The organism is Marinobacter sp. (assembly GCF_048266785.1).
Taxonomy (GTDB): Bacteria; Pseudomonadota; Gammaproteobacteria; order Pseudomonadales; family Oleiphilaceae; genus Marinobacter.
Map to the genome: position 1 here is coordinate 265,893 of NZ_JBLWYX010000004.1, position 16,523 is coordinate 282,415.

Here is a 16,523-nt window from a genome sequence, read left to right on the forward strand (position 1 = left end):
AATCAGGGACCTATGGCAGAGCAGGAAGCTCTACCCATCAAAAAAACAAGCGGCCAGAATTATAAACCCCGACCACTTTAGAAAAACAGTTGCTTAAGCGATATTTTTTTCAACCCACTCCGGCACACCAGCAAGGGCTTCAGCGAGCTTTGAAGGGTCGTTGCCGCCGCCCTGAGCCATGTCTGGCCGGCCACCGCCTTTACCATCAACCAAATCAGCCAAGTGTTTCATAAGATCGCCTGCCTTGATTCTGCCTATCGCGGATTTTGTAACGCCTGCAACAAGTGTCACCTTGCCATCATCAACGCTGGCGAGCACAACAACACCTTCACCCAGCTTGTTTTTAAGCTGATCTGCGGTTTCCATAAGGGCCTTGCGGTCTGCACCTTCAAGTTCGCACGCGACCACTTTCAAACCGGCTACTTCAACTGCAGAGTCCGCCAGGTCACTGCCTGCAGAGCTGGCAAGCTTTGCCTTCAGCGCGTCAATATCTTTCTCCAGCTGCCGGTTGCGCTCAACGGTTTGCTGCACCTTGTCGATAACCGTTTCCCGGCTACCTTTAACCAGGCGGGCAGTCTCACGCAGAGTGCGCTCGGTCTCATCCACCCACTCAAGCGCACCAAAGCCGGTAACCGCCTCGATTCGGCGAACACCAGAAGAAATACCGCTCTCCGATGTAATCCGGAACAGCCCGATGTCACCCGTGCGCGCCACGTGAGTACCGCCGCACAACTCTACAGAATAGCTGTCGGTACCCATGCTAAGTACACGGACAACGTCGCCGTACTTTTCACCAAACAAAGCCATGGCGCCTTTTTCCTGCGCTTGCTCCATATCTGTAATGTCGGTCTGCACTGGCGTGTTGGCAAGAATCTGTTCATTCACCTGGCGTTCAATTTCTTTCAGCTGCTCGGGCGTTACGGCCTCGAAGTGTGAAAAGTCAAAGCGCAGCTTTTCAGGATCAACCAGTGAGCCCTTCTGACCAACGTGTTCGCCCAGCACCTTGCGCAACGCCGCGTGCAACAGGTGCGTGGCAGAGTGATTGCGACGGGTCCGATCGCGGCGTGCGTGGTCAATGCGGGCATCCACTTCCAGCCCCTCAAACAGCTCGCCCTCAATAAGGGTACCCACATGCAGGTGGTTATCGCCGTCTTTACGGGTATCGGTTACCTTGAAGCGGCCGCCACTCCAGGTCAGTAAACCGGTATCACCTACCTGGCCGCCGGATTCGGCATAGAACGGCGTGCGCTCCAGCACTACAACCGCTTCATCGCCGGCCTCCGCCGTTTTCTGTTCGCCGTTGACAATCACAGCGCGAATGCGCTCGTGGCCGTCAATGTGGTCGTGCCCGGTAAATTCAGTTTTACCTTCAATGCCCAGGCCGGCAGCGTTGTAATCCATGCCAAATTTGCTGGCCGCGCGCGCGCGCTCACGCTGACTTTCCATAGCCTTCTCATAGCCGTCATAATCCAGCGCCAAGCCGCGTTCACGGGCTATGTCGTTGGTGAGATCTACCGGAAAACCATAGGTGTCATACAGCGTGAAAATGGTTTCTCCGGGAATAACGTCGCCTTTCAGCTCGGCAATGTCCTGCTCGAGCAGCCGCAGGCCTTTATCCAGAGTTTTTACAAACTGTTCCTCTTCCTGCAGCAGCACTTTCTCGATCTGCTTCCGGCTGCTGACCAGTTGCGGAAAAGCCTCCCCCATCAAGTTAACCAGAGCACCGGTTAACTTGTAGAAGAACGGGCCGGTGGCGCCCAACTTGTTGCCGTGACGGGCGGCACGACGAATGATGCGCCGTAGCACGAAACCACGGCCTTCATTTGAAGGCATCACACCATCGGAAATCAGGAACGCACAGGAGCGAATGTGGTCGGCAACCACGCGCAGACTGGCCTCGGTCGTTGCAGCGCCGCCAAGTATGGCGGAAGCGGCTTTCAGCAGGTCGTCGAAGAGGTCGATTTCGTAGTTGCTGTGAACACCCTGCAGAACAGCCGTAACCCGCTCCAGCCCCATGCCCGTATCAACGGAGGGCTTGGGCAGGTTGAGCATTTCGCCGTCGGCAGTACGGTTGTACTGCATAAAGACCACATTCCAGATCTCGATGTAACGGTCGCCGTCTTCTTCCGGACTTCCGGGAGGGCCTCCAGCCACATCCGGGCCATGGTCGTAGAAAATTTCGGTGCAGGGTCCGCAAGGGCCGGTGTCGCCCATCTGCCAGAAGTTGTCTGACGCGTAGGGAGCACCGCCGTTGTCTCCGATGCGGACAATGCGATCCGCCGGCACGCCCACTTCTTTATTCCAGATGTCGTAGGCTTCGTCGTCGTCTGCGTAGACCGTCACCCAGAGTTTTTCAGCAGGCAGGTTCAGCCACTGTTCTCCAGTCAGGAACGTCCAGGCGTAGTTGATGGCTTCACGCTTGAAGTAGTCCCCAAAGCTGAAGTTGCCCAGCATTTCGAAAAACGTATGATGGCGCGCTGTGTAGCCTACATTCTCCAGATCGTTATGCTTGCCGCCGGCGCGAACGCACTTCTGGGACGTGGTTGCGCGATTGTAGTCGCGTTCCTCACGGCCAAGGAACACGTCCTTGAACTGGTTCATCCCCGCGTTGGTAAACAGCAGTGTCGGATCATCCGCCGGCACCAGCGAGCTGCTTGAAACAATGGTATGACCTTGCTGTTTGAAATAATCGAGAAATGCCTGTCGCAACTCTGCGGTTTTCATAGCCCTTTGATACCTTTCCAGAAATCCCACCGTTACACGGCGGGATCCGCGAATGAATACGAATACTTACACGCGTGTGCAAATCGGCTACTCTAGCACACGCCGAGTACAGGAAAAACGTGAAAAATCACAGGAGAGCCCATGCCCCGCCGCTTCCACGCCGCTGATGAACTGCTTCCCCCAGCGACGTTTCTCAAACGATCACTGGCCATTATTTACGACGGCCTGATCAGCATTGCCGTACTTCTGGTTACCACCTGGATATACACCATGATAACCGGCTGGATTACGGGCTGGGACCAACTCGAACAAAAAGCGGAAGCGGGCCAGTTATCCGGCGATCCCGGCCTGACGTTCGTACTGTTTCTGGTGATGTACCTGTTCTTTGCCTACTTCTGGACACGCATTGGACAGACGCTAGGCATGCAGGTGTGGCGCGTACGAATAGAAAATCTCGATGGCTCATCTGTGAGCTGGAGCCAGGCGCTTCGCCGTTACCTGACCGCAGCTGCCGTATTATTCCTGGCTCTGCTGGCCGGCTATACCATGGGCTCAGCAACACTGTTCCTCAGTGTTCCGGCAATGATTGCGTTGTTCTATCCAATAAACGGGCTTTCCGTAACAGACAGGCTTTCAGAGAGCGTAGTCGTTGGCCTTCCCCATAAAGCCAAGACGGACTGAACCAGAATGCCGGGCACGGGCTACGGCTAACCTGCCCGGCGCATCAATACGGCACCAACCACCGCATTCACTGCAATCGGCACAAGCACCGCGAGTATCGGGTTAAATCCGTAAACCAGGCTCATGGGGCCCAAAAGGTCCTGCATGTATTTGAAAACCAGGCCAACGAGCAAGCCGGTAAACACACGAAAACCCATGGTAACCGAGCGCAACGGCCCGAAGATAAACGAAATCGCGACCAGCACCATTACCCCGGTACCCAGTGGCATCAGCGCTTTCTTCCAGAAGGCCAGCCAGAAAGGAGAGCCGTTCAACTCCTGATCGCCAAGGTAGCTGGCGTAGGTGAACAGGCCAAGCATCGAAAGATTCTCCGGCTTGACGATCAATACACTCAGCACATCAGGCGTCAGGCCGGTTTCCCAGCGCAAAGACTGATGGTCCTCGCGGCTTGTGGAGTCTCCCTCAAGGCGCGTGGTTGTAGAATTTTCCAGTCGCCAGTGATCGCCTTGATAGATCGCCCGCTCGGCAAAACTCGCCGCCATCAGTTGCCGCTGATCATTAAAGCGGAACAGGGAAATGCCGTGCAAAACGCCATTAGGCTGCACAGCATTAAGGTGCATGAATACATTTCCTTCGCGGTGCCACACCCCGTGCGCCGCAGCGACATTCTGGCCGGCTCCAAGCGCAACGGCCTTGTAACTCTGCGCGGTTCGCTCCGCCGGAGGAGCCACATACTCGCCAATAAGAACACCGGCGAGCACCACCACCAGTGCAGGTTTCATTGCCGACCAGACAACACGCTTCAGAGAAACCCCGGCAGCGCGGATAACCGTGAGCTCGGAGGAGCTCGCCATCGCGCCCAGACCGACCAGACACCCCATGAAAGCTCCCAGCGGAAGGTAGTCATAAATCCTGCGAGGCAACGTCAGGACCACATACCAGAGCGCTTCCAGAATCTGGTAATTGTTGCGCGTGTCTTCCAGTTCCGCGACGAACGCAAAAATGAAATCCAGTGACAGCACTACCACCATCACCAGGAGCATGGCCCCACCCACATTGCGCATTACATAATGGTCAATTTTGCGCATTGGCCACTCCTTCCCGCTTCACCCTTTTTTTATGGAGCCAGGCCGGGCCAAACTGCAGCCAGAGACCAAGCGCCAGGAAGATAGCGTGTACCCAAAGCATACCGAGCCATTCGGGCACCTTACCTTCGGCCATCGCATCACGGGCTACGATCAACAGCCCAAGGTAAGCAACATAGACCAGCATCGCGGGCAAAAGATGAAAAAACCGACCCTGCCGAGGATTTACACGGCTGAGCCTAACCGCCAGCAGCGTCACAATCGGAACGATCAACGGCAATGAAAAACGCCAGTGCAGCAATGCGCGGTCCCGGGGATCATCCGAGCGCATCAGTTGGCCGGTTGTCACACCTTCTTCCAGTTCGACATCGCCGCTACTGCCACTACGAATCTTCAGACCGTAGGCCTCGAAACCGGTAATCTGGTAGTCAAGTTTGCCGGGCACCCCATCAAAGCGGGCACCATTTTCCAGTATAAGAAAACGACTGCCTGTTTCCTCGTCAATCAACTGTGACCCGGAATCCGCGGCAATAATACTCACCCCTGTGCCGTCACGTCCGTACTCGGCGATGAACACGCCTTCCAGGCGTCGCTTGTCATCACTGAGACTCTCCGTATAGGTCACACGTCCACCCGATAACAATTCCTGAAAACGCCCCGGCGCGAGCATTTCAAATTCCGTCGCCTTTGCTTGTTCGGTAAAAATTTTCTCAACCTGCGTCATACCCCAGGGCGAGACCACCAGGCTCATACTTCCGACGACCAGCATCACAACCAGGCTGCCCATCAGTGTTTTGGAAAGCAACTGACGATCACTCACGCCGCAGGCATATAAAACAGTCATCTCGCTTTCCAGGTACATCCGGCCATAAGCGAGCAATATGCCGATAAACAGCCCCAGCGGCAGGATCAACTCCAGAAACCCGGGGAAACGGTAAGCCATGATTTCGAACAGCACGCCCGGCGCAATCTTGCCCTCTGCGGCTCCGGCCAGGTATTTGAGAAAACGCCCACTCATGAACACCAGCAGAAGAATGCCCGAAACGGCAATCATGCTGACCATAGTCTGACGTATGAGATAGCGGAAAATAATGCTCAAAACGGTTTCTCTGCCGGTGTAGACCGGAACATGGAGGAATCGGAAAACTGCGCGTATTCTATGTAACCTTGGGGCTGAATGACAGTGCAGCGATGTTAAGGCCACGACAGACAACGCGCCGATAAAGTGAAGTAACCTGCTCTCCCAGCTTGATAATGCGCCCGCAAACCCCAATGTTTGTCAGAATAGGAATAAATCACTCCCGCCGCCAACAGTGGCGGCTTTCCCGAACAGCCAACAGGAGTTTCCATGAACTTCAGCCTGAACAGTAAAGCCATTGCGAACACCAAAGCCGACTGTCTGGTCGTCGCCCTCCCCGAAAAAGGTGACTGGCCAGCCTCCACTACCGAGGCCGACGGCGCATTGGACGGGCTGATCAGTAAACTCCAGAAAGCCGGTGACATCAGCGGCAAGAGTGCAGAGACAAACCTTATTCCCTTGAGCGATCAAACCTGGGGCAGATTGTTAGTTGTTGGCACCGGTAAAGACGCAGACCGCAACCCGGCCAGCTTCCGCAAAGCGCTTATCGCAATGACGGGCGTCCTCAAAGACGGCCCTTCCAAGAGCGTAATGATCGCTCTTACGGACACGACCCTGAACGGCAATGGCGACGTAAGCTCAGAGCTCGCGAAGCTCAGCATGATTGGCCGCACACTGGAAGACCAACTCTACACCTTCAGCGATTTCAAGAGCGAAAAGCCGGCAGCGCGTAAACTCAGCAAAATTCTGGTGGCCGCTTCAGACACCGGTAAAGCCCAAAAAGAAGCGTTCAACCTGGGCCTGGCGACGGGCCGCGGTATGAATTACACCCGCGATCTGGGCAATATGCCACCGAACATCTGTCACCCCGTTTGGCTGGCCGAACAAGCCCTTAAAATGGCGGCGGATCACGATTGCATCAAGGCCGAAATTCTTGATGAAAAACAGATGAAAAAACTGGGCATGAATTCCCTTCTGGCCGTCGGCCAAGGCAGCACTCAGCCACCCCGCCTGATTGTCATGGAATACCGCGGGGGCAAAGCAAAAGACAAGCCCCATGTTCTTGTGGGTAAAGGCATCACCTTCGACACCGGCGGCATCAGCCTCAAGCCAGGCGCTGGTATGGATGAAATGAAATACGACATGGGCGGGTCTGCAGCCGTATTCGGTGCCATACAGGTGCTTGCGGAGATCCAACCGGAAATCAACGTAGTTGCCGTTATCGCTGCCGCTGAAAACATGCCGGATGGCAACGCCGCACGCCCGGGCGACATTGTGACCACCATGTCAGGCCAGACCGTTGAAATCCTCAATACAGATGCCGAGGGCCGCCTGGTACTGTGCGACGCCCTCACCTACGTGAAGAAATTTGACCCGGAAGTGGTGATCGACCTGGCCACCCTCACAGGCGCCTGCATTATTGCCCTTGGCCACGAGGCTACCGGCCTGCTGGCAAACAACGACGAATTGGCCAACGAATTGCTGGCGGCCGGCGATCGCGCGAGCGACAAAGCCTGGCGCCTGCCACTCTGGGACGATTACCAGAGCCTGTTGGACAGCAACTTTGCCGACATGGCTAACATCGGCGGTCGCTCGGCAGGCACCATTACCGCAGCCTGCTTCCTGTCACGCTTCACAAAAGAATACCGCTGGGCTCACCTGGACATCGCCGGCACCGCCTGGCACTCCGGCAAAGCCAAAGGCTCCTCCGGCCGCCCGGTTCCCCTGCTGGTCGATTACCTGATGTCCCATGCCGGAAAATAATGGAAAGTAATGGGAAATGATGAAAGGTAACCCGGCAACACAAACCGGCAGCGCTGCTGCCGGTGACGCCCGGCAGGCGGGACAGGATGATAAAAACCAGCGCTACTGGTTCCATATTCTCCTGCAAGACACCCCTGCCGCCCGCAACCTGCACGCGATCAAGCTTGTAAACAAAGCCTGGGAACAGGGCGACCGGGTGTGCATCGTATGTGACACCGCCCAACAGGCCGATGAGCTGGACGAACTGCTCTGGAACTTCAGCCCGGATGCGTTCATCCCTCACAGCATCGTGCCCGACTCTGCTGCCGTCTGCACCGATCCCGTCGGCATCCTGCTCTGCCCGCCTGTGGCAGAAGAATGGGATACCGTCATCATCCTCTCGGCGACTCTTCCGGCGAACGCAGACAAATTCAAACGTCTCGCTCTGGTAGCCCACAATGACTCCGCCGTTCTCAACCAGGCCCGGGCACATTTCAAGCAACTCAGAGCATTGGGGATAGAGCCCAGGGTTCACGACCAAAGAAAACGCTAAAGCAACCTTGGAGCATGCACGCAAGTGAGGGAGAGCTTTCCAAAACACGCTACAAGCACATCCATGTGCGCTTGTTTCAGGCCATCCATGGCCTTCAACAGTTTTGGAAAGCTCTCCCTCACTCACGTGCTCCAAATTTTTACTTTGCTTTATCGGATGCACCCAAACATGCAAGCACAGCAAAGACGGTCTGGCCAAAACCGTTGAGGGCCAGAGACGACCCGAAACGAGCCTACAGGGACGTACTCGGAGGCGTGTTTTGGCCAGACCGTCTTTGCTGTGCTCACCACCCAAGGTTCGCCCGATAGCAAGCGACCATGTATAATCGAGCGTTTCAATTTCCCCTTGTGAATCAACCAAACGGTCATCAGCAAAAACCCATGGAAAAAACCTACCAGCCAGAAAACATTGAGCGCCAGTGGTACGAAAACTGGGAATCCAAAGGTTACTTCCGCCCCAGCGGAGAGGGCGAGTCTTACAGCATCGCTATCCCACCACCCAATGTGACCGGCAGCCTGCACATGGGCCACGCCTTCCAGCACACCATCATGGACACCCTCACCCGCTACAAGCGCATGCAGGGCCACAACACCCTGTGGCAGGTGGGCAGTGACCATGCAGGTATCGCCACCCAGATGGTGGTTGAGCGCAAACTGGCTGCAGAAGAAGGCAAAACCCGCCACGACCTTGGCCGTGAAGATTTCATCAAACGCATCTGGGAATGGAAGGAAGAGTCCGGCGGCACCATTACCGGCCAAATGCGTCGCTTGGGGAACTCCGTAGATTGGGACACCGAACGTTTCACCATGGACGACGGCTTCTACAAGGCCGTGCAGGAAGTGTTTATCCGCCTGTACGAAGATGGCCTGGTATACCGTGGCAAGCGCCTGGTGAACTGGGACCCGAAGTTGCACACCGCCATTTCCGATCTGGAAGTTGAGAACAAGGAAGAAAAGGGCTTTTTCTGGCATCTGCGTTATCCGCTGGCCGACGGCGCCACCACGCAAGATGGCAAAGACTACCTGGTCGTCGCCACTACCCGCCCGGAAACCATGCTGGGCGATGCTGCCGTGGCTGTGCATCCGGACGACGAGCGCTACCAGCACCTGATTGGCAAGTTCGTACTGCTGCCGCTGGTGAACCGCCGCATTCCGGTGATTGCCGACCACCATGCTGATCCGGAAAAGGGCTCTGGTTGTGTGAAGATTACCCCGGCTCACGATTTCAATGACTACGCCGTGGGCAAGCGCAACAACCTGCCGATGATGAACGTGCTGACTCAGGACGCGAATATTCGTGAGCAGGCCGAAGTGTTCAACAGCGACGGCACTGAAAACACCGAACTGGATGGCGCTCTGCCCGCAGCGTACGCCGGCCTGACCCGGGAAGATGCCCGAAAGCAGATCGTAGCCGACATGGAAGCTGCCGGTCTGGTTCAGCAAGTGGAAGATCACGTACTGAGCGTCCCCCGTGGCGACCGCTCCGGGCTGATCATTGAGCCGATGCTGACTGACCAATGGTTTGCCGATGCCAAAACCCTGGCCAAGCCAGCTATTGAAGCCGTTGAAGACGGCCGTATCCAGTTTGTGCCCAAGCAGTACGAAAACATGTATTTCTCCTGGATGCGCGACATTCAGGATTGGTGTATTTCCCGCCAGCTTTGGTGGGGCCACCGCATTCCGGCCTGGTACGACACGGAAGGTAATATCTACGTAGGCCGCAGTGAAGACGAAGTCCGCCAGAAGCACAATCTGGCGCCGGACTTTGTCTTGAAGCAGGACGACGACGTACTGGACACCTGGTTCAGCTCTGCCTTGTGGACATTCGGCACTCTGGGCTGGCCAGAGATCACCGAGCGCCTGAAAACCTTCCATCCCACGGATGTTCTGGTTACTGGTTTTGACATTATTTTCTTCTGGGTTGCCCGGATGATCATGATGACCATGCACTTCATGAAAAACGAAGACGGCACGCCCCAGGTTCCGTTCAAGACGGTGTATGTAACTGGCCTGATACGCGACGAGCATGGCGACAAGATGTCCAAATCCAAGGGTAACGTGATTGACCCGCTGGATATGATTGATGGTATCGATCTGGCTCCGCTGCTGGAGAAACGCACCGGCAACATGATGCAGCCCAAGCTGGCGAAGAAAATTGCCAAGCAAACCGAAAAAGAATTTCCTGAAGGCATTTCTGCCCACGGCACCGACGCCCTGCGCTTCACCCTGGCGGCCATGGCCACCACCGGTCGTGACATCAACTGGGACATGAAGCGCCTGGAAGGCTACCGCAACTTCTGCAACAAGCTGTGGAACGCGGCCCGTTACGTGCTGATGAACACCGAAGGTGAAGACTGCGGGGTAAATGGCGAAGCGGTGGAGTTGTCACTGGCCGATCGCTGGATCATCAGCGCCTTGCAGCAGTGCGAGCAGGATGTAACCCGCCATCTGGATCAATACCGTTTCGACCTGGCGTCCCACGCTTTGTACGAGTTCATCTGGAACGAATACTGTGACTGGTATCTTGAGCTTTCCAAGCCTTCCCTGGGCGACGACAACGCCAGCGCCGAAGCCAAACGCGGTACACGCCGCACACTGGTTCGCGTGCTGGAGGCCGTTCTGCGTCTGGCGCATCCGATCATGCCGTTTATCACGGAAGAAATCTGGCAGCGCGTTGCGCCGTTGGCAGGCAAGTCCGGTGACAGTATCATGCTGCAGCCATTTCCGCAGGTGGACGCCAGCAAACACGATGCTAAAGCCGTCGAAGACATTGAATGGCTGAAAGGTGTGATTGTGGCCGTGCGCAACATACGCGGCGAGATGAACATTTCCCCGGCCAGGAAGATTCCGGTTCTGTTCCGTGGCAACAGCGCGGAAGGTCAGCGCCGGATGAACGAGAACCGTCAGTTCCTGAGCTCGCTGGCCAAGCTGGAAAGTCTGGAGTGGTTTGAAGGTGAGAATGCGCCCATGTGCGCCACTCAGCTGGTTGGCGATATGGAAGTGTTGGTGCCTATGGCCGGGCTGATCGATAAGGATGCGGAGCTGAAGCGCCTGGATAAGGAGCTTGAGCGCCTCGATAAGGAAATCGGGCGCCTGGAGGGCAAGCTGGGTAATGAGAAGTTTACTGCCAAGGCGCCGGCTGAGGTCGTTGCCAAGGAGCAGGAGAAACTGGCGGAGGTTCAGGGTAATCTGAGCCGGCTGCAGCAGCAGCGCGCAGACATTGAGGCCATGTAGTTATGGCGTTTGAGGGTGAGCGTTCCGGGGGTGGCGGGTTGATTGCCATTCTTGGAGCGGGTTCTTTGGGGCGGCTTTGGGCCGCCCTTTTGCCTTCTGAGCATTGTGTTTTTTTGCCTCGCCTGTCTATTGATGTATCCGAGCATGAATTTGAGCCTCGGAGGAGCTTCAGCCGTCAGGAAGTCTCTCCCGACACACGCTGTGAATACGTCCTTGTACGCTCTGCTCCGCCCTTTGGCGCTAATGCTCCTGCGTCGCGCCAAAGGTCCAGGGCAAGCCGTCCATGGCTTGCCCGTGAAGTGCTTCGCACTCCACCCATGGCTCCGCAAGGTTTCGGGAGGGAGTTCCTGACGGCTTCGCCGGACTCTGGTGATGCCCACACCCACGTAAATCTGCCTTGGCTTCAGTCAGCTGAAAACGTAAAGCTTCTGCTAGTAACAACCAAGGCTGGTGATACGCTTGCAGCCGTGAATGACTGGTTACCTCACATTCCGGACGACACCCCCGTTGTTTTGTTTCAGAACGGCTTAGGTAGCCAGCAAACGGTTGCTGGGCGCTGGCCGGAGCGGCCGATTTTGGCGGCGAGCACCACCGAAGGTGCTAACCGCCCCTCCCCTGATGTGCTGGTCCATGCCGGGGCTGGCGATACCTGGGTAGGCGCGCTTACGGCTTCTGCCGCCGATCACATACCAAGTGTTGTTCAACAGTTGGCCGAGACCGGCTTGCGGGTTCATGCTGAGGAGAACATTCTGCGGCGGCTTTGGCAGAAGCTGGTGGTGAATGCGGGGATCAATCCGTTTACGGCTCTGCTCGACTGCCCTAACGGTGACATTCTGGGCTCTCCTCTTTACCAGCAGAATATTAATGGACTTTGCGGGGAGATATCTGTTTTGCTTCAAGCGGAAACCTCGGAGGCTATTGCACCGGAGGTTCTTCGGGAACAAATTGAAACGGTGGCGAGGAATACCGCCAGCAATACTTCGTCGATGCGCGCGGATGTTATGGCTGGGCGCAAAACCGAGATTGATTTTATCAATGGCTATCTTGTGCAATGTGGAGAGCGCCATGGCATTGCCACGCCGGTAAACCAAATGTTGACCAACCGAGTACAAGGCCTGTAACACTTCTAACAAATCAGCTTTTAACAATCAGGAGCACCCTCATGGGCAATCGCCTTTCCAAGATTTACACCCGAACTGGTGACGACGGCACTACGGGCCTCGCCGATGGTAATCGTATTGCCAAAAATGCTCAGCGTGTTGAGGCGATGGGCATGGCCGATGAGCTGAACTGCCATATTGGTCTGCTAGTTGAAACTCTGGACACAGATGATGAGATGCTGGAATCGTTGCGCCGCATTCAACATCACCTGTTCGATCTGGGTGGTGAGTTTGCGATTCCGGGTAGCAAGGCGATCAGCGATGAGCACATCAGCTGGCTGGAGAATCTGCTGGACGAGATGAACGCGCCCTTGCCGCCCCTGAAGAACTTCATCCTGCCCGGCGGGAGCCCTGCAGCAGCCCAATGCCACCTGGCCCGCGCTGTTTGCCGCCGCACCGAGCGTGTGGTGGTTGCCCTTAGCCACGAAGACTCTATCAACCTGCTGGCGCGCCAGTACCTGAACCGCTTGTCAGACCTGTTGTTTGTGGCATCAAGGGTGTTGGCGCGTCGGGAAGGCGCTGAAGAGATTTTGTGGGATCAGAAGAAGTCGGGCATATAGCCCGACTTCAGACCTTAAACGCCTCCACAAGCCTTTGCAGAGAAGCCGTCAGCTCGGACATCTGCCGCGATGAAGCCAGTGTTTCTTCAGCGTTAGCCGCAGTGGATGTACCCAACTCACCGATGTGAGCAACGCTGACGTTCACATCTTTGGATACTGCAGACTGCTCTTCCGCTGCCTGAGCGATCTGGTGGCTCATGTCCACGATCACCGATATGCCATTGGCGATCCGACTCAGCGCTTCCGTCACTTCTCCGGATTTCTGAACGGTTGCCTGTGTCACATCCCGGCTGTTGGTCATGGCCGCTACCGCATCTTTCACGCCGCTCTGAAGCCGTGAAATCATGCCTTCGATTTCTTCGGTGGACTTGTGGGTGCGCTGGGACAAAGAGCGTACTTCATCAGCAACGACCGCAAAACCGCGTCCGTGCTCACCCGCACGGGCCGCTTCAATAGCCGCGTTCAGGGCCAGTAGGTTGGTCTGACCGGCTATCGCCTTGATTTCCACCAAAACCTGACTGATGTTGTCGCTGTCTGCACTAACCCGATTGATGACATCCACAGCACCGGAAATCTCAGTCGCCAGCCGGTGGATGGTTTCCACCGTATCCGACACAACACCACGCCCGGTTTCTGTATCCTGTTCAGCGGCTGTTGCACTGTCTGCAACCCGGTGGGCGCTTTCTGTAACTTCGTTCACAGCTTCAACCATCTGACTCATGGCTTCATTGATCTGGCCACTCTCTGCCATCTGGCGCGCAACCGCTTCGCTGTTGGCGGCGGCCGTATCCTTGACTCGCGCAGCCTGCTGGTCAACCTCAGAGGTAGTCTGACCGACTGAGCGAATGAGGTCAGCCATTCGATCCGTCATGTTGTTGAACTCACCGGTCAGCTCGCCGAGTTCATCGCGGTTATCAAGTGAAATACGGGTGGTCATATCCCCTGCCGCTACCTTGCGCGCCGCTTCACTGAACCGGTTGATCGCTGTGCGCACAGACATGAAGAAACCCACATAGAGATACACCACGATCAGCAGAACCACGATCAGCGCCACCACGATGAGGAGACGCTGGCTCACTTCCTGCTGCAGACGGGCATTCAAGTTGGCCTCAATCACATCAAACGCTGCAGCTTTCAGCACTCCGTAACCCGCCAGCTGGGCAGAAACAAGCGAGTCATATTCCTGCCACGACAGCTCCAGACGCATGGGGGTAATAATATTCACATCAAGCAGTTGGCGAACGTTCAACAGGCTCTCATCAACCTGCCGCAAGGCCTTATCTGCCCTGGAAGCCAGAGCGGGAGAGGCGTTTGCAGCAATGGTCAGTGCCGGAGAAAGCAACGAACTGCGATTTGTAAGGCGGTCATAGATTTCATTGAAGGTTTCACTCAGCGCATAGCCAACCTGCCCTTCAACCAACGCGTAGAGACCGTACGAGCGAGCCTGCCCGATAACACGGCGGGCATCCGGGACGGTTTCACGTATCAGCCCGAGAACAAGCTGGTTTTCTCTGGAAGCACCCTGGCCCAGCCCGGATGTTTCTATAGTGGCGGGGAGAAGCGCCAGGACCTTTTGGACAAACTCCTGATAGTACTTGAACTGGGGATCAAAATTGGTCTGATAGTTGTCGTCTGCACGGAGGTTCAGCCAGTCGGCGTGAAGGGCCTCAACCTGGTCTGCCCAGGCGCCAGACGCATCAAATGAGTGTGGTTGTGCCGCCAGGCTCTCAAGAATGGAATCAATATTTTCCGCCGCATCATCGGAGCGAGCCATGATAGCGCTTTCGTTTTTGGTCACCGCCGGCGCACGATAATCCCGATAGTCCATTGAGGCGTCTACCAGGCGATCAATCTGGCGCAATTGCTCCAGGCCTTCGACACTGCGGGTCATAGTCTCAACCGAGCGGTTGAGCTCAGTCATCACGAGCCAAGACAACCCACCAATCGGCAAGAGGAACAAAATGCTGATAAGACTGAACTTGTACAGCATTGGCAAACGATTCATCAATGCGACTGCAGGATTAATGAGTTGCTTCACAGTGGCCCCCTTTTAAAAGCACAAACAACTGAACTCTCGTTCGTTTTTTGTTATCGCCCGAACATCTGAAATCTTGAGCGCTATCTTTCGCTGTCTGCCCCTTTATACAACTCCTGCGATAACCAGCAACGCCAGTACGCAGATCCACACCAGCATACTCCGGTTCAACAAGTCCCTCACGGCATTCAGGCTACGTCTGCCAAAACTGGCCCATTCGTCCGGATGAACGCGGGAAAAGCGCGCCGGATCAAGCGCATATCCGGTTAACGACCCATTGGCAGAGCTCATGAGCACTTCTGAAGTTTTGTTCGTGATTCCGAGAATCGCTGCCCTTGCTTCGCCCAACCATCCCGACAGATCACCCGCAATTCCAAAGGTGATTGAAAGCAGCCTGACCGGTATCCAGCTAATCCACTCGCAGGCTTTGAGGTACCTTGGCCTTGCCGCGGCTTGAGGCCATTGCTCTGCCAAAGCCACCAGGCCCCGCACAAATATCGCCAGGCCAATACCACCCACGACATACCAGAATGCGATAAGGAAAAAACGTTGAAAGACCGCCAGCATCAGTGCTCGGGATAAGGAGAGGTGCATGACCTCGGGTGACACTGCTGCACCGCGCTCTGCAACTGGCAGACGCTCCTGAATATGGTGCCAGGCCGCCTGCATGTCACCCTTGTGCCAAGCACTGCCATAGACCTCAACAGACTGCCGCCAGCCGGGCATACCCATCATCAGAACGAGAACAAGAATTTCGAGAGGGTAAGCAGCAATTCGCCAGCCGTAGAGCGACAGGATATATACACAAAGAGCTGCCAGCAGTGCAGGCAGCGCTACCAGGACCAAACCAGCCATAATACCGGATTCACGGCCAGCTTTAACGACGCTGCCCTTACGAAACCAGCGACGCCAGAGTGCCTCACTGGAAACCGCATTGAGCCCGTCAAGCCGCCTGCGCACAAGGTAGGCAATCAGAAACACCACCAGAATCATTCAGAAGCTCCTTTGTGGGCCAGTTTTTCACAATGCCCGCCAGACTGCGCTGTCTGCAATGAAGCCCGGAAACCATGCCAATCAAACGCTGGTCCGGGGTCAGTCTTGCGGCCAGGCGCGATGTCGCAATGCCCGGTAATCCGATCGCTGGTAATGGCCGGCCACGCCGAGCTGATCACCGTCGCGAGCTCTGCCAGCGACCGATACTGCTCGGGTGTATAGGGCACGTCATCCGCCCCCTCAAGCTCAATTCCAATGGAGAAATCATTACACTCCTCAACACCCTTAAAACAGGAGCGCCCAGCGTGCCAGGCCCGTTCCAGAAGGCTGACAAACTGCACAACGGCGCCATCCCGCCTGATCAGAGCATGGGCGGACACACGCATTTCGGCAATGGTTGAAAAGTATGGGTGCTCAGCTGGATTCAGACAGTTCGTAAAAAAGTCTTCAATGTAGCGTCCACCAAACTGCCCAGGAGGAAGGCTGATGTTATGCACTACCAGGAGGCTTATCACCGCGCTTTCGGGGCGGGAGCCGTAGTTTGGCGACGGGCACCAACGGGCAGATGAAAGGCGCCCCGTTTCGCGGAGAGTTTTTATGTCTTCGCCATAAACGGTTGCGCCAGAGTGATCAAAGGCTGAATGGGGCAAGATGAATCCACAATTGTCAGAGCATTAC

At 55.9% G+C, this 16,523-nt stretch carries 12 protein-coding genes; 6 read left to right on the plus strand and 6 right to left on the minus strand.

Annotated elements, in window-relative coordinates:
* Nucleotides 1–93: 93 nt before the first annotated feature.
* On the minus strand, nucleotides 94–2,724 hold the full coding sequence (alaS, locus tag ACN0V1_RS08715) for an alanine--tRNA ligase (RefSeq protein ID WP_417544616.1): 2,631 nt from the start codon (nucleotides 2,722–2,724) through the stop codon (nucleotides 94–96).
* A gap of 141 nt (nucleotides 2,725–2,865) precedes the next feature.
* On the opposite strand from alaS, the gene ACN0V1_RS08720 reads away from it, so the two are divergent.
* Nucleotides 2,866–3,405, plus strand: coding sequence for an RDD family protein (locus ACN0V1_RS08720; RefSeq protein ID WP_417544617.1), 540 nt, complete (start codon nucleotides 2,866–2,868; stop codon nucleotides 3,403–3,405).
* Between the two features lie 26 nt (nucleotides 3,406–3,431).
* Here the strand turns inward: ACN0V1_RS08720 and lptG are convergent, their stop codons facing one another.
* The gene (gene lptG, locus ACN0V1_RS08725) at nucleotides 3,432–4,493 is read right to left on the minus strand and encodes an LPS export ABC transporter permease LptG (protein ID WP_417544618.1); all 1,062 of its coding nucleotides are present in this window, start codon (nucleotides 4,491–4,493) and stop codon (nucleotides 3,432–3,434) included.
* Entirely contained in the window at nucleotides 4,480–5,589 is a 1,110-nt protein-coding gene (gene lptF / locus ACN0V1_RS08730; protein WP_417544619.1) for an LPS export ABC transporter permease LptF, read from the minus strand. Before lptF ends, lptG begins: the two co-directional genes overlap by 14 nt.
* A 249-nt stretch (nucleotides 5,590–5,838) precedes the next feature.
* Here lptF and ACN0V1_RS08735 point away from each other — a divergent pair, with 249 nt between their 5' ends.
* From ACN0V1_RS08735 to ACN0V1_RS08755, 5 genes are all read left to right on the plus strand, one after another.
* Nucleotides 5,839–7,332 carry a leucyl aminopeptidase gene (locus tag ACN0V1_RS08735; protein WP_417544620.1) on the plus strand — a complete coding sequence of 498 codons (1,494 nt, stop codon included), beginning with the start codon at nucleotides 5,839–5,841 and terminating at the stop codon, nucleotides 7,330–7,332.
* A gap of 19 nt (nucleotides 7,333–7,351) precedes the next feature.
* Nucleotides 7,352–7,864 carry a DNA polymerase III subunit chi gene (locus tag ACN0V1_RS08740; protein WP_417544683.1) on the plus strand — a complete coding sequence of 171 codons (513 nt, stop codon included), beginning with the start codon at nucleotides 7,352–7,354 and terminating at the stop codon, nucleotides 7,862–7,864.
* Nucleotides 7,865–8,244: 380 nt separating this feature from the next.
* Complete coding sequence (locus tag ACN0V1_RS08745; RefSeq protein ID WP_417544621.1) at nucleotides 8,245–11,097, plus strand: valine--tRNA ligase; 2,853 nt, start codon at nucleotides 8,245–8,247, stop codon at nucleotides 11,095–11,097.
* Nucleotides 11,098–11,135: 38 nt separating this feature from the next.
* The gene (locus ACN0V1_RS08750; protein ID WP_417544684.1) at nucleotides 11,136–12,218 is read left to right on the plus strand and encodes a ketopantoate reductase family protein; all 1,083 of its coding nucleotides are present in this window, start codon (nucleotides 11,136–11,138) and stop codon (nucleotides 12,216–12,218) included.
* A gap of 41 nt (nucleotides 12,219–12,259) precedes the next feature.
* On the plus strand, nucleotides 12,260–12,817 hold the full coding sequence (locus ACN0V1_RS08755; protein ID WP_417544622.1) for a cob(I)yrinic acid a,c-diamide adenosyltransferase: 558 nt from the start codon (nucleotides 12,260–12,262) through the stop codon (nucleotides 12,815–12,817).
* A gap of 7 nt (nucleotides 12,818–12,824) precedes the next feature.
* Here the strand turns inward: ACN0V1_RS08755 and ACN0V1_RS08760 are convergent, their stop codons facing one another.
* The 3 genes from ACN0V1_RS08760 to ampD form a co-directional block, all read right to left on the minus strand.
* Nucleotides 12,825–14,855 (minus strand): methyl-accepting chemotaxis protein, encoded by a 2,031-nt coding sequence (locus tag ACN0V1_RS08760; RefSeq protein WP_417544623.1) that lies wholly within the window; start codon nucleotides 14,853–14,855, stop codon nucleotides 12,825–12,827.
* A 102-nt stretch (nucleotides 14,856–14,957) separates the two neighbouring features.
* Entirely contained in the window at nucleotides 14,958–15,845 is an 888-nt protein-coding gene (locus ACN0V1_RS08765) for a histidine kinase (protein WP_417544624.1), read from the minus strand.
* Entirely contained in the window at nucleotides 15,842–16,495 is a 654-nt protein-coding gene (gene ampD, locus ACN0V1_RS08770) for a 1,6-anhydro-N-acetylmuramyl-L-alanine amidase AmpD (RefSeq protein WP_417544625.1), read from the minus strand. The genes ACN0V1_RS08765 and ampD overlap by 4 nt, the downstream gene beginning before the upstream one ends.
* Between the last annotated feature and the right edge of the window lie 28 nt (nucleotides 16,496–16,523).

Excerpts from the sequence above, each read along its gene's own strand:
- alaS (WP_417544616.1), bottom strand. The coding sequence starts at position 2,724 with ATGAAAACCGCAGAGTTGCGACAGGCATTTCTCGATTATTTCAAACAG.
- ACN0V1_RS08720 (WP_417544617.1), top strand. The coding sequence starts at position 2,866 with ATGCCCCGCCGCTTCCACGCCGCTGATGAACTGCTTCCCCCAGCGACG.
- lptG (WP_417544618.1), bottom strand. The coding sequence starts at position 4,493 with ATGCGCAAAATTGACCATTATGTAATGCGCAATGTGGGTGGGGCCATG.
- ACN0V1_RS08735 (WP_417544620.1), top strand. The coding sequence starts at position 5,839 with ATGAACTTCAGCCTGAACAGTAAAGCCATTGCGAACACCAAAGCCGAC.
- ACN0V1_RS08740 (WP_417544683.1), top strand. The coding sequence starts at position 7,352 with ATGAAAGGTAACCCGGCAACACAAACCGGCAGCGCTGCTGCCGGTGAC.
- ACN0V1_RS08745 (WP_417544621.1), top strand. The coding sequence starts at position 8,245 with ATGGAAAAAACCTACCAGCCAGAAAACATTGAGCGCCAGTGGTACGAA.
- ACN0V1_RS08755 (WP_417544622.1), top strand. The coding sequence starts at position 12,260 with ATGGGCAATCGCCTTTCCAAGATTTACACCCGAACTGGTGACGACGGC.
- ACN0V1_RS08765 (WP_417544624.1), bottom strand. The coding sequence starts at position 15,845 with ATGATTCTGGTGGTGTTTCTGATTGCCTACCTTGTGCGCAGGCGGCTT.